Origin of the sequence: Novosphingobium sp. KCTC 2891 (assembly GCF_025938155.1) — a bacterium.
Taxonomy (GTDB): domain Bacteria; phylum Pseudomonadota; class Alphaproteobacteria; order Sphingomonadales; family Sphingomonadaceae; genus Novosphingobium.
The window spans coordinates 1-19,503 of sequence record NZ_JAPCZG010000011.1 but is presented as its reverse complement, the minus strand read 5'-3'; the positions used below and the strand labels follow the sequence as shown (position 1 = coordinate 19,503).

The following is a 19,503-nucleotide window of genomic DNA, read 5'->3' as shown; positions in this document are numbered from 1 at the left end:
CGCTTGTCCGCTAAATGCCTAAGGTGGCCAATTGTGCGCCTCATTCTGGCAAGACCGGCACCAGGCATAAAGCGCGTCGTACATCACCATACCCTGTTCGAGCATATCATGATCGTTGGCGTAATTGGCCGACAGGCCCAGTGACATCGCCAGCAAGCCCGCCGATTGCGGGGCCAGGTCGAGCCGCGAGGTGTCTGCACCACGAACGATCACGGCCAGTTGAAGGAGTGCCGGATCGGTCAGCGCATATTTCTCGATGATGGCATCAAAGCTGCATTTCTCCCCGACATGGCTGAATTCCACGCCGGGGATGTCGTATGGAATGGCTCCCTCAGTCTCGGCGGTGTCGAGCACCTGATCTGCCGGAACGTAGAGGAACTCGGCCTCGGGTTCGATGAAGCGCCGGATCAGCCACGGGCAGGCAATCCGGTCAATCTTCGGCCGCTCACGGGTGACCCATTTCATCGCTGTGCGCCTCAGGTACGAGATGCGGAGCGGTAACGCGCATCGACCACTGCCCAATCGAGATTGTGCATGAAGGAGTCGACGTATTTCGCAGCGGCCGTGCCATAATCCATGGCGAAGGCATGTTCGTACATGTCGAGCACGAGCAAGGGCACTCCAGCGACCGGCCCGTTGGTATGATCCCAGGCCCAGTAGTTATGCAATGAGCGGGTGTACTGGTTCCAGGCGAGAATGGCCCAGCCAGAGCCGCCCGCCAGCGCCATCGCCGTGCGCCGGAACTCGGTTTCCCACGCTTCGAACGAACCGTGGCTGGCAGCCAGTGCATCCCGGATGCTTCCTGCCGCCAGACCATTGCCGCCAAACTGCTCGAAGTAGAGTTCGTGGAGGATCACCGAGCCGGTGCGGTGCAGTTCCTCGCGTTTGAGACCGCCATAGACGACCGGTGGAAGATCCTTGTCAGCCATCGCGGCGGCAAGCCGACCCTCGATCATGTTGAGGGTCTTTACCGAGCCTTGGTAGTTGTTTTCCCAGTGCGAGCGGATCAGCTTTTCGGAGAGACCCGTAAGGTTGGTGGGATCGAACCCGAGCGGTTTGACGGTATGGCCGCCGGCAAAGGCGGGAGCGGGGCTGGTCATGGGAGCACCTCCGGAAGTGGGTGTGACGGCAGCAGCGGGACCTGGGGCTGCTGCGGCTGCGACGCCAAGCGCAATGCTGCCAATGGCGTTGCGGCGAGAGACGTCGTTCATGGTGTGAGGCTCCTGTTCAAGCGATCTGACCGAGGATAAGGCCGCCTGCTGCGCTCAAGGCGAGCACGCGGATGATGTTCCATTTGCGGCCGAAGATGAGGAACGCGGCAAGTGCTCCCAAGACGGCTGCGCGCCAGTCAAAGCTGGCGAGTTCGGGCGCCGAGATCGTGAGCGACCCGAGCTCAACCGATCCGACCCGCTTGAAAAGCACATGGAGTGCGAACCACAGGCTGAGGTTGGCGATCACTCCGACGATCGCCGCAGTCACGGCGGCTAGTCCACCCTTGAGTTTATGGGCATGTTCGAGCCGTTCGATCCACGGTGCCAGCGCGAAGATCCAGAGGAAGCAGGGGGCAAAAGTCACCCAGGTCGTCAACGCCGCACCGATGACTCCAGCAACGAGCGGTGTGAACGGTTCAGGCGCGCGGAACGCCGCGAGGTAGCCGACGTACTGCGTCACCATGATCAGCGGCCCTGGCGTGGTCTCGGCCAGGCCGAGCCCGTCGGCCATTTCCCCAGCGCTCAGCCAGCCAAAGCCCTGCACGGCCTGCTGCGCCATGTAGGCGAGCACCGCATAGGCGCCGCCGAAGGTCACGATTGCCAGCTTCGAGAAGAATGCGCCGACCTGCCAAAGCACATGGTCGGGGCCGAGCGTCATGAACACCATCACCATCGGTGCGACCCAGATCAGCGATCCAACTACGATAGCGCGAATGCTGGCCCCCCAGGGGCGCGGGGCGAGCTCCGGTGCCTTGTCGGTCTGCTTCAGCGCCAGCAGGTCCGGGCGTGTTGCCGCGGCAATCGTCCCAGCAGCCCCGGCGGCGAGCACGACAAGCGGAAACGGGAGATTCAGTACGAACAGCGCAGCAAACGCTGCGAGCGCGATGCCTCGCTTGAACCCGGTATTAAGCGCCCGTCCTGCAACTCGCAGCAGCGCTTGCACCACGATCGCGAGCACCGCGGCCTTGATCCCGAGGAAAAGCGCAGCGAACCAGGTGAGGTGCGCCGCGTAGCCATAGAGGATCGACAACGCGAGGATCACAAGTGCGCCCGGAATGACAAAGAGCAGACCCGCAGCAAGGCCGCCTCTAAGGCCATGCAGCTTCCATCCGATCCAGATCGCAAGCTGCTGTGCCTCGGGACCCGGCAGCAGATGGCAGAAGTTCAAGGCGTGGAGGTATTGATCTTCGGTGACCCATTGCCGCTCTTCGACTAGTTCGCGGTGCATCAGCGCGATCTGTCCGACCGGCCCGCCGAAGCTCAGGCAACCGATTCGCACGGAGACCCTCACGAGTTCACGAAAAGTAGGAATTTGCAGGGAATTTAGGTTACCGCGCGCCATTGCCCTCGATACGCCTTTCCGCCCGCCAAAGAGCGGACCAGTGAAAGGCAACGCTTGGGCTGACGCCTGACCGGGAGGTTGCTCGATCCCGACACGAACACTGTGACACCGGTTCTGTTAGCGGTCAAGCTTGGGTCCAACTGGGATGGAGGTCGCTCGCGGGTCCAAGTGATCGACTTGTACTTGTCGCAAGTCGGCGGGTTAGAGCGACCTCCACGGGAAAATGAACGCCTGGTTGCGACGGAGCCGCAGCCCAGACCTACCGTTCCGTACTCACTCCAGGCCTTGAAATAGGAGAGCGGGCCTTGGTGGACCGGCGAATGGCCGGTTTCGGCGCAGCCCGACGTTCACAGTCGCTCCGCTCAAGGGCGAGTTTGTTCCATCCTCTGCCATTAAGCCCTACCCTCCCATATCGCCAGTTCATGTCCTTCCACGCTTGCCGCAGGGCGCTTACACTTTTTCCTTGGCAAGAGATGGAATCCGCCGATTCCAAATTTGATGAAATCCGGCCTCGATCATCTCCCCGAAGGCAAGCGGCGCGAACTCGGGCACGTCGTCGCGACGGTCCGCGCTGGCTGTGCCGAGGCAATCGCGCATCGCACGCAGCCACGCTATCGCGCAGGCAAGTTGCTGAAGATCGTGCTGATCGGTTCCTATGCCCGCGGAGATTGGGTCGAAGAACCGGTCGGCCGCTACTTTTCCGATTACGACCTGTTGGTGGTCGTGAACCACGACGATCTCACTGACATCGCCCAGTTCTGGGAAGCGACCGAAAGCAGGCTGCTTGCCGACCTGTCGGCAGGCACTGTCCTGCGCACTCCAGTCAGCCTGATCTACCACAGCCTCGAGGATGTGAACGACAAGCTGCGGCTCGGCCGGTACTTCTTTATGGACATTCTGAATGATGGAGTGGTGCTGTTCGAGGAGGCAGAATCCGCTTTCGTCCAGCCCATGCCACTGTCCTGCCAGCAGGCTCTCGAGGCGACGCAGGACTATTTCAAGGAATGGTTTGAGAGTGCCCGGGATTCGGTCGAGCGCGCCTACACCAGTATGGCCGATCAGCAGCTAAAGTTCGCTGCCTTCGACCTCCACCAAGCAACCGAGCGCCTTTACCACTGCCTGTTCCTCGTTCGAACGCTCTACTCGCCCAAGACTCATAACCTCAACCGCTTGCGGGACATGGCCGAGGAACTTGAGCCCGTGCTGAAGGATGTCTGGCCGCGAACCGGGCGCTTCGAGAAGCGATGCTATGCCTTGCTGCGCGATGCCTATGTGAAGGCAAGGTACGCGCCATCTTACCGAATTTCGGCAGACGAACTCGCCTGGATCGCGGGGCGGGTGGAGGTGCTCCAGGGGCTGGTGAAGAGCGCCTGCGAGGCGCGCATCGAGGTTCTTGCCAAGGCTGCCTGAGGCAGGATTGGTTCTTCGCGACAGGCCATCGTGAACGCTCGCCCGCGCCCAAAAACCATCCCCTTCCGAGACTGAAATACGCCCCTGTCCGAAGCCGGACAGGACACGCAACCCGCGCCGGCGCGGACCGTGTTGCCGCGCTTTGCGCGGCTGCCCGCCCCACTCCTTCCTGCGGGGTTTCCTCGCGTCGCTCGTGCGGTCCTCTCCGCCCCCGGACCTTTCGGGGCTCAGTCGAAGGGATGGTCCCTTGGACACTCAAATGAGCTTCAAAAGGAATTCGCCATGAAGAACACCGTCATCCTCGCAGGCTTCGTCGGCAACACCCCGGAAGTGCGCAACCTCCAGAGCGGAGCCTCGGTCACCAGCCTCTCCCTCGCCACCACGCGCCACTACAAGGACGGCGAGGGACATCGTCAGACCGAGACCGAATGGCATCGCGTCACTTGCTTCAACGGCGTCGGCAAGCAGGTCGCAGAACACGTCGCCAAGGGCGCCTTGGTCATGGTCACGGGCCGCATCCACTACACTCGCTGGACCGACAAGGACGGCCAGGTCCGCTACGGTTGCGAGATCATCGCCGAGCAGGTCGACTTCCTCGCGAAGGCGAAGGAAAAGGCGGCAGCCGATGCCGAACTCCCGCTGGAGGAAACCGCAGAACCAGTTCCTGCCAAGACCACCCGGCGGCGCTCGAAGTAGCGCCGCCTATCATCACCAGGATCATCCTCGATAATGCCTCTGCGGACGATCCGCAGGGGCCTTTTGTCGTCAGGTTTTGTACTCACCCGTGGACCCTTGGCCCCGGCCGTCGAAGACCATCTGCATGGCCAAATGGTCGTTCGGAAGGGTCAGGCAGTTTGGGCACGCCTGATGGCTATTTGTACCCGCAAACGGAACAAATGGTGAATTTCGTCCCAGTCGCTTCGACGTGGTCGCGGCCACCGCCACGGCCCTAACGGGCCGCAATCCCGCAGGAATCCGGGAGAAACCAGAGATTTCCATCAAGCCGCCAGTACCGGTCCAAGGGGCCTGAATCCTGCCTATTGACAGGCACACCGTACACGGCGGGGCCGTATTCAAGAAACGGCAGAAATCCGCCAATTTGCCGCCCTTTGCCCTTGCTGCAGCCCGCTGCAGTTCACCGGCCCTTCTCGCAAGATGCTGAAATTGCGCCCTTTCTGGTTGCTGCCGGCTGCAGCCCGATTTCGGTTCGACAGCATCACGACAGCGGCGTAGGATCGGCGCTGCGATACCCGAAATCACGTTCCCTCAAGGCAAGGGAACGCTGGTGAAGACCTTCAGGGATGTGGGCGTCTCGCTCGCACAGGACCAGTTCGCACGGATCGACGCGCTGGCTTCAGGGCTTGGCATGTCGCGCTCGGCCATCATCCGCCAGCTGATCGATGTGGGGCTCCCGTTCGTCGAGGCTGGGCACGGCGTCAACCTCACGCGCCTCATCGCGATCATCGAAAGCACGCAGGCCGCGACCGATCGGTTGCTTACCCTGGCCGACCCCGAGTTCGCCGAGCGGCTGCCCGCGCTCACCATCGAACGGCTCAAGGCCTACCACGATGCGTGAGCGTGGCATCCGTTTCGACGGCCGGCCGGCCACGGTCCAGCACCACTCGGCACGAGGGCGGGTGATCCGCAACGCCGGCCACTTCACGCGCGGCTCGCAGCTGCTGACGCACGAAGTGCTGATGACATGGCAGGGGCTCAAGCTGCCGCTGGTGATCGGCTTCTTCGCCTTCACGATCCTCGCCTCGCTGATCCTGACCTTCCACATGGAGGACCACGAGATCCAGCTCGTGCTGATGAAGCTCTATGCGCTGGCCTGGGACATGGTCGATTTTGACCCCACCCACGTGATCAACCTGACCCTGCCCTCCGATCGCGTCATCCGCGTGCCGATGGGGGCGGTCCCCTACAACAGTGCGGTCCGCATCGCCTGGGCCAAGGCCATGCACTGTGCGCTCGCCGCCGCGATCGGGGCGGCGTTCCTCACGATCCCGCTCTCGATCTGGTTCGTCGATGTGTCGCGTCGGCGCGGAATCGAGATCCTCAAGGAACGCCACGAGCGCGGCGCCATGCTGGTCGAGCGGCCCGTCCTCCTGCGCGAAATCGCCGCGCACAACCATGCCGAACTCGCGCGCGAGCTTGCCCGGATCGATCCACGCCTTGATGCTGCACGGGTTGCGACGACCTCGCCCGCGCGGCGGCTCGCGATGGGGATCCCCGCGCCCTACGACATGGCGGGCGTTCCCTTCCCATGGCGGCTCGAGCAGAGCCACGCGATGCTGATCGGCACGACTGGTGCTGGCAAGACAACGCAATTGCGCTCGATCGTCGCCCAGGCGCGCGAGCGTGGGCACCGTTGCGTGATTTTCGACCTGACCGGGGCCTTCGTCGAGAGCTTCTACGATCCTTCGCGCGACCACATTCTCAATCCGATGGACGAGCGCTGCCCGCCCTGGACGATCTTCAACGACTGCGTGAACTATGCCGACTTCACCGCCGCCGCCGCCGCGCTCATCCCGAGCGATGGCGGCAATGCCGAACCCTTCTGGGCGATGGCTGCGCGCACGCTCTTCGTCGAAATGTGCGTCAAACTTGCCGAAGCCGGGCTCATCTCCAACGGCGCCATCGCCCACCACCTCATGCATGCCGACTTGTCCGCCGTGCACCGGATGCTCGAGAACACCATCGCCGATCCGCTGACGGCGACCCAGGCTGCGCGCATGGCGGAATCGATTCGGGCGGTGTTCAACACCAATGCGCAGGTCATCCGCTTCCTGCCCGATCCGGTCGAGGGCGGGTTGCCGGCGTTCTCGATCAACGCCTGGATGCGCGAGGAGGCGCGCGATGGAGGCATCCTCTTCATCACCTCGACCCATACCGACCTCACGCTCAATCGCGCGCTGCTGACGCTGTGGATGGATATGGCGGTCAACGCGCTGATGCGGCTCGAGCGCACCCGTGACTTGCGCACCTGGTTCCTGTTCGACGAGGTCCATGCGTTGCACCGTCTGCCCGCGATCGAGCATGGTCTCCAGACTGCTCGGGCCTTTGGCGGTGCCTTCGTGCTCGGCATGCACAGTTTCGACAAGCTTGCAGAAACCTACGGCGAGCAGGGCGCCATCAACCTGGCCGCATTGGCGCGGACCAAACTGATCCTCTCGACCGCCGACATGGAAACCGCACGGGTCTGCGCCGAGTTTATCGGCAACCGCGAAGTGCGCGAGATGGATGAGGCCTATTCCTACGGCTACAACAACACCCGCGATGCCTCGACCCTGACGCCGCGCACCGAGGTCAAGCCGCTCGTCATTCCCGACGACATCATGAATCTCCCCGCGCTCTACGGTTTCCTCAAGTTCCCCGATGGGTTCCCGGCCACGCGCATCCGCCTTGTCTGGCGCGACTATCCGGCCGTGGCCGAACCCTGGCGGCGACGCGCCAGCCTGACGCCCGCGCCTTTCGTGCCGCCGGGCGGCAGTGCCGCGCCTGCCGAAGGGGAGGGGGGCGTCGAGCCCGTGCCTGCACGGGCGGGAGCGGAGCAGCGTGCATTGGTGGGGCAGATCGTGCCGGAGGAACGCGCCCGCCTGACCGATGACCTGTTCACTGCGGCCGATCGGCGCGAGGTGACCGCGGGCGAGCGCGAGACCGACACGCGCGCTGCCGGCGAACCGGATAACCCAAGCCAGCCAGAAGCGGGCCTCGCCGGAATTATCGGCAACATGCGTTCGCAAAGCACGGGGGAGCCGCGCCTTGCCGACAGCGCGCGCGATGCCGCGATCGGCAGGCGTGCCGGGATCGCCGCGGCCCGCAAGGCGCCCGAGCTGCTCGCGGCGCGCGAGGAACAGCTGGGTTTCGACTACACCGACCGTCACGCGCGGCGGGGGCACGAGGCGACCGAGCCTGGCCATGACCGAGACGACGGTCCGGGCATCGGGGACTGATGCGATGTTGTCGGTGGCTCCAGTGCGATCGGCGGGCGGGGCGGCGAGCTATTTTGCGAAGGACGATTACTACACCGGCGAGCACGCCTCGGAGATGAGCGAATGGGGCGGGGAGGGGGCTGCCGCGCTGGGCCTTGACGGCGAGGTCGGCAAGGCCACTTTCGAGACCCTGCTCAACGGTGCACTCCCCGATGGCACCGTGGTCAATGCGCACGAGCATCGCCGGGCCGGTATCGACCTGACCTTCTCGATGCCCAAGTCGGCAAGCGTGCTGGCCTATGTCGCGGGCGACGAACGCCTGCTCGCCGCCCATCGCCTCGCGGTGCGCCAGACCATGGCCTGGGCGGAAAAGAAGTTCGCCGAAGCGCGCAACTACGATCGCAATCGCAGCGGCGAGGCCGTGCGCACGGGCAATCTCGTCTATGCCATGTTTCAGCACGACACGAGCCGCAAGCTCGATCCTCAGGCGCACATACACGTGGTCATCGCTGCCATCACGCGCACCGCAGCCGGGCAATGGCGCGCCTTGTGGAATGGCGAGCTATGGAAGAACAACGCCGCGATTGGCAGTGCCTATCACGCGGCCCTGCGCTCCGAGATCGAGAAGCTTGGATACGAAACGCGCATCACCGGCAAGCACGGCCAGTTCGAGATCGAGGGCGTACCCAAGGCGGTGATCGACGCCTTCAGCCAGCGCCGACAGGACATTCTCGCCAAGGCGGCAGAACTGGGCCGCGGCGCCGACGAAACCCGTATCCTTCGCGAAATCACTCGCCGCACCCGCGACGACAAGATCAATCTCGAGGATCGCGAGGCACTGCGGGGCGTCTGGCGCGATCGCGCGGCAGAGCTGGGGTTTGCCGGTGCCACGCTTGTGGCAGCGGCGCGGGAGCGCTCCACCGCCACGCCGGGGCGGGAAGCACTGATCGGCACCCTGCGGCACGCAGGCGAAATCTTGCGCTCGGTGCGCGCTACGGTCGGCACATACCTGCTGCCCGACGATCCGCTGGCCACCAACGGTCTTGCCCGCCTCAAGCTGTCGCCGCAGGCCTTCCGCAGCGAACTCGCCGTGGCTTCTGCATTGCGGATCATAGGGCAGCGCGAGGCGGCCTTTGCCATTGGCGAGCTTGCCAGCACCGCGCTCAACCTCGGGATCAAGGGGGTGACCATCGAGCGGGTCGAAGCGCGGATCGGTCAGCTTCTGGGCAGCGGCGCCCTCATCCCGGGTGTTTCCGATCGCGCAGATGGCGCGGTGACGCATGTGACGACGCCCGGCCACCTCGCGGCCGAGCGCAAGCTGCTGGGTGGGATCGATGCCGGGCGCGGGCGGGGCACTGTCCTAGTCCCTGCGAATGGGGCCGTGGAGCGGCTGCAGGCCATCGCGGGCGATCATCCGCTGAGTGCCGAGCAACTGGCGGCCGGCGTTGTTGCCTTGTCGAGCCCGGATCGGTTTGTGGTGATTCAAGGCGTTGCCGGTGCCGGCAAGACCACGCTGATCCGCAGCATCGCGGAGGTTGCGGGGGAGCATGGGCGCAGCGTGCTAGGTCTCGCCATGGCCAACAAGATGGTCGACATGTTGCGCGACGAGGGGGGAATTGCCGCCGAGACCGTCGCGGCGTTTGTCCATGCGCATCGCTCTGCGACCGGGCAGGGCGCCGGGTCAGGGCTCGAGGCATCGCGCGACGCACTGTCCGGCAAGATCCTCGTGCTCGACGAAGCTTCGCTCGTTTCGACCGAGGCCATGAACGACCTTGTCCTCATCGCCAATCGGATGGGTGTCGAGCGCATGGTGATGATCGGGGATCGCAAGCAGTTGCAGCCGATCGATGCCGGCAAGGCTTTCAGTCTCGTCCAGTCGCACGGACCCACCATCGCACACCTCGAGGAAAGTCTGCGCCAGCGCACCGATGCGATGAAGGCGGTGGCGGGCCTTGCGCGGGCAGGGGCGTTTCGAGAGGCGTTCGAGGTGCTGGGAGACCGCGTGACCAGTGCCGGTGTCGAGTATCGGGCGGTAGCCGCTCGGCGGTGGTTGGACTTGTCATCCGAGGACCGCGAACGCACTGCGCTCTATGCGTCGGGCCGGGAAACCCGGTCCGAACTCAATGCGCTGGTGCAGGCCGGCCTTCGTGCCGAGGGCGTTCTGACCGGGGACGGGCTTGAACTGACCACGCTCCAGAAGGTCAACGCGACCCGCGAGGAACTGCGCCTGGCGCACACATACCGCAAGGGGCAGGTCGTCGAGGTATTCCGCAGGGATCGCCCGGCGGGGATTGATGTCGGCCGGTACGAGGTGCTCTCGGCCAACGCCAAGGGCATGGTGACTTTGCGGGACGGGGCAGGGGAGCATGTCCGTTTTTCGCCGGGTGAAATCGAGGCCGGTGACCACCGCGATGCCTTGGCGCTCTATGAGACCGAGAAAGTGCGGATCCATGCAGGCGACCGGATCCGCTGGAGTGCCAACGACAAGGATCGGGCGCTGTTCAATTCGGCTCAGGCGCGGGTGCTGGGCATCAATGGCGACAGCGTGCGCATCGAGAACGCGCGCGGGGACATCTTCACCTTGCGGCGTGATGATCCCATGCTCGAGCGGCTCGGTTTGGCTTATGCCATCAACATGCACCAGGCGCAGGGTATGACCTCGGACAAGGGGATCGGGGTCATGCACTCGTCCGAACGCCTGCTGTCCAACCAGCGCCTGACCTATGTCATGGCAACGCGCGTTCGCGACAATCTTGAGATCGTCACGAACGACAGGGACGCACTGCTCAGGACCATCGAAGGCAATCGCGGCGACAAGGCCAGCGCGCTGGAAGCGGTGGGGGAGAAGGTCGTCGATCCGCCTTCGGCCACTGTCCGTTCGGCGGGGCGTTCATCGGTCTCAAAATCGGCTGATATTGATCCTGCTTCCTTGCGCGCGGAACCCGAGAAGCATTGCGGAATGCAGGCACCGGTGCCTGAGAAACGGTTGGATTTGGGACTCTAGGGAACGCTGGTTTGCCAAGTCAAAAAATGGCGGTGTCACACCTCCGAGATTGATGGAGAGATCACTTTATTCCATTTTGATTGCGAGCGGTCGAGATATGCCGCCTGTGACACTTCGCCCTTGGACAAAGTGACACTTTGCAGGGCGCAAAGCAGGTGCCGGTTGCCCCGTTTGCTTTGGGTTGCGGGAGATCGGCTCCTTGGAACAGCGCCAATGAGTTTCGTTTCGCGAAGGCCGCTCGGGCGAAGTGTCACGCACGACAAACGACATGCGCGGTGCGGGAAGGGGATTCACAGGATTCACCTTTTGTGCTCAATACTGATCCATGGAGCACGAGCCACAGATCACCGATTTCGGGGACATCTATGCGGTCCTGGTCGCAGCCTCGAACCGGCCACGTTACGCCTTCATGGTTCTTCAGCTTGTCGCCGATCTCGCGGACAGGCGAGGGCAGGCGGGCCCCTTTGTGATGAGGGCAGGGGCACCCGTCCTGTTGCGCGACTGGCTTTGCACCAAGCTGCTGCCGATGACCGAGCAGCCCGCGCGCCGCGCCGCCCTGCGCGCACGCGTGACGGCAGGACTCCTTGGGGAACTGACTGGCGATGCGGCACGCGATTCCGCCCGGATCAACGCAGCTGTCGAAGAGCAGGTCCAGGCCGTCGGTCGCGCCAATATCAGCCGGGCGATTTCCGACCTCGTGCGTGCCGGCCTGATGACGCGCCACTATGCAGGCTATGCAACGAACCACAAGAACCGTGGGGGTGGGCGCCATGCGGTCTACGGGATCAAACCGCACGTACTGGGCTTGCTGCGTAAGCCTGCGCCGGTGCGACGATCGTCCGCCGTGCATACAAACCCGCAAGGCGAGCTGTTCGCTGTCCGAAGAACCAGGGCCGCACCACAGGGTATCGCCCTTTAGGCGCGGTCGATATGGTGCCAGAGATACTTATCGCCTAGATAACATTACGCGCTTCCCTGGAAAGGATCTCCCTTGGCTGAAACCCAAACGCTGCTCGATCACGTCGCCGACATTGTCACCGCGCACGTCAGCAACAATGCGGTTTCGGCACATGACCTGCCGGGGTTGATCATCGCCGTCCATGCCTCGCTCGCCCGCCTCGGCCAAGCGACAGAGATCGTGGACGAAGAGCGCAAGCCGGCTGTGTCGGTACGCGCCTCGGTCAAGCCGGATGCGATCGCCTGCCTCGAATGCGGCGCAAAGCTCAAGCTGCTCAAGCGCCATCTTGGCAGCGACCATGGGCTGACGCCGGCCGAGTATCGGGTGCGCTGGAGCCTGCCTGCGAGCTACCCGATGGTTGCGCCCGACTACGCCGCGCGGCGCAAAGAACTGGCGCTGAGTATTGGACTGGGCCGCAAGCCGTTGGGCGCACCGGCACAGGTGGCCGAACCGGTCCAGGACGCACGTTCGAAGCTTGCGCCGGCCAGAAAGGCCCCCGTTAAGCGCAAGGCTGCAAGCGGGGCGCCCGCAGACGAGGCGGCGGTCAAGCGGAAGGCGCCGCGCAAGAAGCTCAAGGTGGCATTTGACGCGGTCGATGTGCCGCAGGCGGATGCATTGGTTGCTGGCGCTGAACCGCAAGGTTGAGTGCTGCAGGGGCTTGCCTTGCCTAGCGGCACGCATCGCCGAGGCGTCATGCTCCGGTCATCCTGGGCACTGCTGCTTCGCTGCAACGTGCCATCGTAACGCCTTCACCTTGACAAGTCCCTGCCTGCGCCACACATTATGACCAAAATTAAGGGCATTTGGTGAGGCAAATGGCAAGCGCGGCATTCTTGAGCGAAGTCACCGGCGAGAAGGGCGTATCGCCCGACCGGCTGTCGGCCGCCTTGCATATCACCAAGTCTGAGCTGGCGCTCGCGGCCGGATTGTCCCGCGATGCTGTCTCCAAGGCTGCCCGCAGCCAGAGCGTGGTCACCCAGGCACGGCTGCGCGAGGTGAGCGAGATCATCAACCGTGTCATCCCTTGGGCAGGCAGCGAACTGGCCGCCTATGCCTGGTATCGCTCGCAGCCGCTGCCTTCGTTCGGCGATGCCACGGCCGAAGAACTTGTCCGCCAGGGCCTCGGCGAGAAGGTGCGCGCCTATCTTGGCCGGATCGCCGCTGGTGGGTTTGCCTGATCGCCAGGCACCCTCAAGATGACGTTGTCCTTCAGCCGGTTCGACGGACTCGTCTACCGCGCGCATCATCCGGCCTGGGCGTTCGATCCGGAATCCGGTGAAGGTGCGAAGCTGCATGGCGGGCGCTTTAACCGCATCGGCACGGCCTGCTTCTATGCCGCACTGAGCCTCGAAACGGCCTGGCTCGAGGCGCAGCAGGGCTTTGCCTTCAAGGCGCAGCCGCTCACCATCTGCAGCTACCGAGCGGAACTGGCCGACATCCTCGACCTGACCGATCCCGGTGTGCGCGAAGCAGCGCGGGTGACGCTGGCGCAGCTTGGCTGTGCGTGGGAGCGGCTTGCCGGAGACCGCCAGCCGGTGCCTACCTGGGAACTTGCCGACTGGCTGATTGCCGGAGGCTGTGCCGGCGTGATCGTGCCGAGCTTCGCGTCGCGCGCCACGTCCGACGACCGCAATCTCATACTGTGGTCGTGGAGCCGCAATCCGCCGCACCGGCTCGAGGTCATCGACGACGAACTCCGACTGCCGCGTGATCAGTCTTCCCGGCGAGAACCATCATAACCGTCGGCTAACGCGCCGGTTTTCCGTCCGAGCGGAGGCGCGCAACATGGGTCTTGGCGGAGCTGCATTTAACATAAGAAATATTATCAATCCGGACGATCGTGCCATAATGCGGTGCATGTGACACGTTTTCTGTTTTATGGCATAAGATGCAATTCATGTCCGAACATTGCCTCGTGTAGGGGCATGCCAAGCGACCTGGAGCACTGCCATGACGGTTCAAGTGACGATCACGCCAAACGGCCGGATGAGCCTGCCTGCCGATATCCGCAAGCGGCTCGGCCTCGCTGGTGGCGGCGCCTTGCTGGTCGAGGAAACCGAGGACGGCGTCATCTTGCGAACGGTCGCGCAGTCCATCGCTCACGCGCAGGCGCTCGCGAAAAAGTACACGGGCGGCAAGTCCGAGGCCTCGGTCGATGCCTTCCTTGCCCGCCGCCGTGAGGAATCCGGCGAATGAGCGAAGTGGTGCTCGATGCCTCAGCGCTCCTTGCCTTGCTCCGGGACGAGCCCGGAGCCGACAAGGTTGCCGACGCCATCGCGGATGCTCGCATGTCCAGCGTCAACTTTGCCGAAGTCGTCAGCCACTTCATTCACGCCGGCATGCCAGCGGGCGAAGTCGATGCGATGCTGAAACCCTTGCCGATGGCCATCGTCGATGCGGACCACGGCCTTGCCACGATCGCCGGACGCTTGCGCGCCGCGACGGCCGAAGCCGGCCTGTCGCTCGGCGACCGGTTCTGCCTTGCACTGGCCCGCCGCGATGGCCTCCCAGCCCTGACTGCGGACAAGCAGTGGCGGACCGTTGCCGCCGCCGCCGGGGTTAGCGTCGCAGTCATTCGCTGAGGGAAGGCAATTGAGATGACGTCCAAGCAATCCGGCTCCGACCTCGAGCGCTTCCCGGATTGCGATGGACTGCGCAAGCTTTCCAGCAGCGGCGGCGGCGGCAGTTCCGACGATATCAACGAAGCGCAGCAGTTTGCCTATGACGCTTGGGACGAGCCTGACCGGACGCGTCGCAATTTGCTGGCCCGCAAGGCCCTCGCCCGGTCGCCGCTTTGTGCTGATGCCTGGCTGCAACTCTCCGAGCTTCGCAATCTCTCGGACTCGCAGCGCCGCGAATATCTTTTGCGTGCGGTTTGCGCCGGTGAACTCGCGGTCGGCGAACGACGATTTGCCGAGGTCAAGGGCGATTTCTGGCTGGTTCTCGATACCCGCCCTTATATGCGCGCGCGTTTCGCGCTGGCTCAGGATCTCTGGTATTCTTGTGACAAGGGTGAGCGGATCGCCGCAATCGCCCACTTGCACGAGATGCTCGACCTAAATCCGAACGACAATCAAGGTCTGCGCTACGTCCTTCTGATATGGCTAATCCGGTCGGATGCCTATCAGGCAGCGGAAGACTTGCTCGACAAGCACCGTGATGAAATCTCGGCCTTCATGGAATTCACCCGCGTGCTGCTTGCCTACCGGATGCAAGGCGACTGCGAGCACACGCGCGACATGGCGGCGAAGGCCTACCTCGCCAATCGCCACATCCCGCACTATCTCGCCAACTCAGGGCTTTGGCACGAGGGATCCGGCACCTATTCGCCCGGCCGCGAGAGCGAAGCTGCATGGTATGCTCAGGAACTCGGGATCGACTGGTTCTGCACCCATGGTGCCATAGAGTGGCTTGCTCACTGCACGGACAGGGAACCCGTCCGCAATCGCGATGGCGAAACGCTCCATTGAACGGTTAGCGCCTTAGCGCGGTCCGCTTGCGTCCTCATTCGCCTGGTCCAGCAGGTCCATGAACGTGCGTGCCGCATCGCGGTCGCGATCGTCCTTGAAGGCAACATCGAGGTCGGGTGCCGAGCCCAGCATGTAGAGCAGGGACCACATCGCGAATCTGCGGCCCTTGTCGGGCTCGAGCCCGAACTCGACCTGCATCCGTTCGACGCCGCTGGCCATTGCTGCGGGTGAAACCGCTCCGAGATCATCGGTCCCAAAGAAGCGCCGCATCTGGTCGTCGAATTCCATGTTCAACCTTCCTGCCTGATCATGTGCGGCCAAGTCCGATGGCTACGGGCCGAAGCTTTGCGTCCTCACCCTGATCGAAGGCGTTGCTGGCCATCAGCATGGCCCGCGCCGATTCCAGGGTGCTCCAGTCAACGGCGTGCGTGAATGCTTGCGCGACATCGAGCATGCGGATCAGCGGCGCTGTCTGGCGATTGTGCGAGAATGCCTTGAGGGCGCTCAGGTAGTCGGTGCGATAGGCCGTCGGGATGATGATGCGCTCTTCGCCATGCGCCAGCAGCTCGGCGTTCATCATGATCCGCGCGATCCGGCCATTGCCGTCAGCGAAGGGATGAACTTCGCTGACCAGCGTCATCATGAAAATGGCCCGTTGGAAGGGTTCGCCTAGGGCCTGCAAGAAGCCGAAGCCTCGATCGAGCGTACCTTCGACCAGATCGGGCGCGACGAACACTGTCGCGCCCGCTTGATTGCCGCGTTGCTTGAAGGCTCCCGGCAGCTTGTCAGGGCGCGCTTCCATAACGGCGGCATGTCGGTCCATGAGCAATTCGCGCAAGGACGCATAATCGCTTGGCAGAACCTTCATGCGGACCAGGTCCGAAACCACTCGGAAGGTGCCAAGTACGTCATGCGCGTCCGCGGGCCGTTCGGTCGGTATGACACCCTCGAAGACAATATCGGCGGCTTCTTCGACGCTGAACTCGGTGCCCTCGATGAAGTTCGAAAAATAGGCTTCGTAAAACGCCAGGGTCGAGGTCGCCTCTGCGCTACGCGCGGGTACGGGCCGGCGCTCCGGTACGGTCTCGCGCAATGCCGAGAACAGCTCTTCGAACATTTCGACGCGCGCCGGGTCGAACGGATGCCCCGCCAGACGAGCCTTGCCGATTTCGCTCTGCATCACCGCTTCGCGAGTCCCGAGTAGCGAGCCGATCAGGCCGTCGAGCTCGGCGGCCTCGGCCTCGTAGTCGAGTGCCGATGCAAGCGCCCGCGCATCGTCACGCAGCCGATTGATGGCCCCCTCACCCTGGCTGCGCAGCATCCGGTCGAGCCGCTCTTCCAGTTCGGCGCGGGATACAGTTCTCGATATCCGGCCACCGCGCCCGCGCGTCGGCCGCATGTTTTCGAGATAGGCCCTGGCCGTCGAAGCTAGCCGGACCCCACTGAACGGGCGATCACTGTCGAGAGCTGCAGGGCCCGACCTCGGTCGCAAGACAAGGCCTGGCAACTCGGTTTCGCGTCGCTTCGACGAGATCAGGAATACCGAACCATCCTCGGCCGGCTTTCCTTCCAGCGCTGTGCGATCGGCAATGATCGCATCAGGATAATATGCGGCGACGAGGTTGTACCAGTTGCGCCGCACCAGTCGTTCAGGTTCCTCGCCGAGATTGCGAGTGTAGAGGCGCGAGCCAAGTTTGCGCAATTCCCCGCGCTCCACCGCCTGATAGACAGCTTTGGAGATCGCTGCGTCCGAAACGAAAACTTCAGGGAGCGCCGCGAGCGAATTTCTGGACATTGTTTGCTCCTTGCGGAGCCTCATACCTGAAGATTCGAGATTTAAGAAGCGCTTTATGCGACAAAATGATACTTAAGACGCAATATGAGCGAATTTTCGCGAATTACGCACTGGCCCCGGGATATGGCCCATCTGCACACTGCGCCACCCGCGCACGGAGCGCCGCGAAATATCGCTGATCAGCAGGACATCCCGGCGCAGATTGTGCCCCTTCCCGCAAGATTGCACGAAGGCGCTGCCTGTCCCGGTTTCGCCGGGCCAGTTCATCATGGGGGGCAAGGCTCGCCTTGGACATGCCTCGTATCCTAACATTCCAAACAGATTTGGCGAGCCTGTGCATCTTATCCTCAAAGCAATTCCCCTTCCCCCAGCGCGCTAACGAATGAGCGGCCCCGTCAAGATTGCCGCACTCGGTCCCGCGCGCCCTTGCGGGCTGCGCTCCTGCGGGTGCGAAGTTCCTCGCGTTGGGCCGCCGGCACTCTTGCACTCCGCCTTCGTCGCCGCCCCGCGCCCGTGCGATGCACCGGGCCACGGGCCGACTGACTGTCTCCGGCAAGGGGTCCGCTTTGTGTTGGGCCGCGCCAGAATTGGCGCAGCCAGAGCGCCCCGCCGCGCGCCCATGACCGTCCTCGTTCAGGATGGTCAGGCGGGGCGTAGAGGAGTGGCGTTTTGCGGTTAACCCCGAACGCCCAGAGGGGTGCGGGGGCAAAACCGTAATCTCTCTCTCATCTCGGTGGCTGAGCGAAATCAGCATCGCCATAGCATGACGCCTGGGAGATTGGCGGCCGTCAAGGATCGCGGGTGCCCCCCGATTTTGGCCTGCGGCGGCTAACCGCCTTGCGAGCAAAAATCGGCTCCCCCCGCGCCCGCTGTTCGCGGCGGCAGCGCGTTCGCGCCGCCGTCCCTGACTGCCTGACTCCGGCGTCCCTCCGATGGGCATCTTTCATCAGTGTGATGAGAGAAAATTCCTTTTGGAGGTTATCATGACGGACCGTTTCTCGAACTTCGCCGACCTTGCCGAACACTATGCGCGTGAAATCGCCACACCCGACTACGCCCGGGCATTCATGGAGCAGACCGAGTTTGCCAAGCTCTCGATCGAGCACGAACCGAGCAGCAGCGAAATGCCCGATCCCGAGACCGCGCAATCAGCCATCGAGATGATGCTGGCAACGGTCTTCGACCTGTTCCGCGACACCCGGATGGAGGATTTCGCCAGCGAGGTCGCCTGGGGGATCGCCAACAGCTTCCACGTCGTCGCCAAACGCCTCGATGACCGCGAGGATGCGATGGCCAACCGGCTGCAGGAGAAGCTGCGCGAATACGATCCAAGCGAGGTCTATGCGACCGACCTTGAAGACCTGACCATGCAGGCCCGCAGCCTCGCCGAATGCCGCGACGCGATGGAATGCATGCGCGACCATGCCGCCCGCATCTACCTCGTCGAGACCGGCCGGCCCTTCTCGCCGGTGCGCGGCTCGCGGGTCTCGTCCAAGACCAACGCCTCGATGATCGAGGCGCGCGACTATCTCGCGGCGCAGAAGGCACAGCGGCGCGAGCAGTTCGCCCCCTCAGGACCAGTCGTGGTGTTCTCGGGCGGGCAGCAGTTCACCGACATTGCCCTCGTTGAAGACTACCTCGATGCGATCCACGCACGGGTGCCGTCGATGGCGCTGGCAACCACCGCCCAGAACAAGGGCGCGGACGTGATCGCAGCCGCCTGGGCATCGCGCCACAATGTGCCGGTGATCCTGTGCAAGCCCGATACCTCGCGGGGACCTTCGGCGCCCTATCAGCGCAATGCGCGCATGCTGGCCTTCAAGCCGGTCGAGGCGGTGGTGTGTAGCGGCGGCGGCATTCAGGCGAACCTTGCCGACCGGCTGCGTGAGGCCCGCATCCCCCTGCATATCGTGCGCGACGCATCGGCCCAGCACGAGCCTCCAGCGCAGCGCGCCAAGGACCCGGCGCAGGCTGAACGCCCAGCGATGAAGCGGGTTGCCAATGGCGACGATCTCCCGCCGTTCTGAGCGGGGGCGCCACCTTCCCAATCAACCAGAAGGGTGTCCGGTCTCACCGCCGGATGCCCTTCTTTTTTGTCGATCGGGACGCACGAAATAATGGCCCGGCTCGCTCGCTTCTTGCCCCCGCCTGTAACGGCCTTGCGGCCTGCTGGCAGGGGCGCGAAGCCTTCGCATCGGCCGGGCAGGCAACACCCGTGTTTGGGGCGACCGGGGCGCTGACCAACAGGGTTAAACACATGGGGTAATCGCGGGGTGCGCTTCCACGCGATCAGGACGCGCTGGTCAGGTGGTTGCCCCCCGGTAGGATGAAATACGGGCCCACGATGGTGACCGGGCCCAGCATCGGACGGGAGACAA

At 63.7% G+C, this 19,503-nt stretch carries 18 protein-coding genes; 13 read left to right on the top strand and 5 right to left on the bottom strand.

Features of this window, described 5'->3' with window-relative positions:
- Nucleotides 1-18: 18 nt before the first annotated feature.
- The 3 genes from OLX02_RS16925 to chrA all read right to left on the bottom strand — a co-directional run bounded on the left by OLX02_RS16925 (nucleotide 19) and on the right by chrA (nucleotide 2,553).
- Nucleotides 19-465, bottom strand: coding sequence for a chromate resistance protein ChrB domain-containing protein (locus tag OLX02_RS16925; RefSeq protein ID WP_193829239.1), 447 nt, complete (start codon nucleotides 463-465; stop codon nucleotides 19-21).
- An 11-nt stretch (nucleotides 466-476) separates the two neighbouring features.
- Nucleotides 477-1,100, bottom strand: coding sequence for a superoxide dismutase (locus tag OLX02_RS16920; RefSeq protein ID WP_264424768.1), 624 nt, complete (start codon nucleotides 1,098-1,100; stop codon nucleotides 477-479).
- 127 nt (nucleotides 1,101-1,227) lie between these two features.
- Nucleotides 1,228-2,553, bottom strand: a complete 1,326-nt coding sequence (gene chrA, locus OLX02_RS16915) for a chromate efflux transporter (protein WP_193829241.1) — start codon at nucleotides 2,551-2,553, stop codon at nucleotides 1,228-1,230.
- Between the two features lie 498 nt (nucleotides 2,554-3,051).
- Between chrA and OLX02_RS16910 the strand changes: the two genes are divergently transcribed.
- From OLX02_RS16910 to OLX02_RS16855, 12 genes are all read left to right on the top strand, one after another.
- Nucleotides 3,052-3,963, top strand: a complete 912-nt coding sequence (locus OLX02_RS16910; protein WP_193829242.1) for a HEPN domain-containing protein — start codon at nucleotides 3,052-3,054, stop codon at nucleotides 3,961-3,963.
- Between the two features lie 282 nt (nucleotides 3,964-4,245).
- The gene (locus OLX02_RS16905) at nucleotides 4,246-4,659 is read left to right on the top strand and encodes a single-stranded DNA-binding protein (RefSeq protein WP_193829243.1); all 414 of its coding nucleotides are present in this window, start codon (nucleotides 4,246-4,248) and stop codon (nucleotides 4,657-4,659) included.
- Nucleotides 4,660-5,248: 589 nt separating this feature from the next.
- Nucleotides 5,249-5,539 (top strand): ribbon-helix-helix domain-containing protein, encoded by a 291-nt coding sequence (locus OLX02_RS16900; protein ID WP_226019654.1) that lies wholly within the window; start codon nucleotides 5,249-5,251, stop codon nucleotides 5,537-5,539.
- Nucleotides 5,532-7,919 carry a type IV secretion system DNA-binding domain-containing protein gene (locus OLX02_RS16895; RefSeq protein WP_264424764.1) on the top strand — a complete coding sequence of 796 codons (2,388 nt, stop codon included), beginning with the start codon at nucleotides 5,532-5,534 and terminating at the stop codon, nucleotides 7,917-7,919. The genes OLX02_RS16900 and OLX02_RS16895 overlap by 8 nt, the downstream gene beginning before the upstream one ends.
- Entirely contained in the window at nucleotides 7,885-10,902 is a 3,018-nt protein-coding gene (mobF, locus tag OLX02_RS16890; protein ID WP_226019652.1) for a MobF family relaxase, read from the top strand. The genes OLX02_RS16895 and mobF overlap by 35 nt, the downstream gene beginning before the upstream one ends.
- Before the next feature lie 325 nt (nucleotides 10,903-11,227).
- Nucleotides 11,228-11,821 carry a hypothetical protein gene (locus tag OLX02_RS16885; RefSeq protein ID WP_226019651.1) on the top strand — a complete coding sequence of 198 codons (594 nt, stop codon included), beginning with the start codon at nucleotides 11,228-11,230 and terminating at the stop codon, nucleotides 11,819-11,821.
- Nucleotides 11,822-11,893: 72 nt separating this feature from the next.
- A complete protein-coding gene (locus OLX02_RS16880) occupies nucleotides 11,894-12,505 on the top strand; it encodes a MucR family transcriptional regulator (RefSeq protein ID WP_226019650.1) in 612 nt (203 codons plus the stop codon).
- A 188-nt stretch (nucleotides 12,506-12,693) separates the two neighbouring features.
- Nucleotides 12,694-13,038 (top strand): antitoxin Xre/MbcA/ParS toxin-binding domain-containing protein, encoded by a 345-nt coding sequence (locus OLX02_RS16875; protein WP_226019649.1) that lies wholly within the window; start codon nucleotides 12,694-12,696, stop codon nucleotides 13,036-13,038.
- Nucleotides 13,039-13,056: 18 nt separating this feature from the next.
- Complete coding sequence (locus OLX02_RS16870) at nucleotides 13,057-13,599, top strand: RES family NAD+ phosphorylase (protein ID WP_226019648.1); 543 nt, start codon at nucleotides 13,057-13,059, stop codon at nucleotides 13,597-13,599.
- Between the two features lie 211 nt (nucleotides 13,600-13,810).
- The gene (locus OLX02_RS16865) at nucleotides 13,811-14,056 is read left to right on the top strand and encodes an AbrB/MazE/SpoVT family DNA-binding domain-containing protein (RefSeq protein ID WP_010890945.1); all 246 of its coding nucleotides are present in this window, start codon (nucleotides 13,811-13,813) and stop codon (nucleotides 14,054-14,056) included.
- Nucleotides 14,053-14,442, top strand: a complete 390-nt coding sequence (locus tag OLX02_RS16860) for a type II toxin-antitoxin system VapC family toxin (protein ID WP_010890946.1) — start codon at nucleotides 14,053-14,055, stop codon at nucleotides 14,440-14,442. The genes OLX02_RS16865 and OLX02_RS16860 overlap by 4 nt, the downstream gene beginning before the upstream one ends.
- A 15-nt stretch (nucleotides 14,443-14,457) precedes the next feature.
- Nucleotides 14,458-15,330, top strand: a complete 873-nt coding sequence (locus tag OLX02_RS16855) for a hypothetical protein (protein ID WP_010890947.1) — start codon at nucleotides 14,458-14,460, stop codon at nucleotides 15,328-15,330.
- A gap of 12 nt (nucleotides 15,331-15,342) precedes the next feature.
- On the opposite strand, the gene OLX02_RS16850 is transcribed toward OLX02_RS16855, so the two are convergent.
- Both OLX02_RS16850 and OLX02_RS16845 read right to left on the bottom strand, forming a co-directional pair.
- Nucleotides 15,343-15,618, bottom strand: coding sequence for a hypothetical protein (locus OLX02_RS16850; protein ID WP_010890948.1), 276 nt, complete (start codon nucleotides 15,616-15,618; stop codon nucleotides 15,343-15,345).
- A gap of 19 nt (nucleotides 15,619-15,637) precedes the next feature.
- Nucleotides 15,638-17,125 carry a Fic family protein gene (locus tag OLX02_RS16845; protein WP_010890949.1) on the bottom strand — a complete coding sequence of 496 codons (1,488 nt, stop codon included), beginning with the start codon at nucleotides 17,123-17,125 and terminating at the stop codon, nucleotides 15,638-15,640.
- Between the two features lie 983 nt (nucleotides 17,126-18,108).
- Here OLX02_RS16845 and OLX02_RS16840 point away from each other — a divergent pair.
- Nucleotides 18,109-19,152 carry a DUF2493 domain-containing protein gene (locus OLX02_RS16840; RefSeq protein ID WP_039336855.1) on the top strand — a complete coding sequence of 348 codons (1,044 nt, stop codon included), beginning with the start codon at nucleotides 18,109-18,111 and terminating at the stop codon, nucleotides 19,150-19,152.
- Nucleotides 19,153-19,503 lie beyond the last annotated feature (351 nt).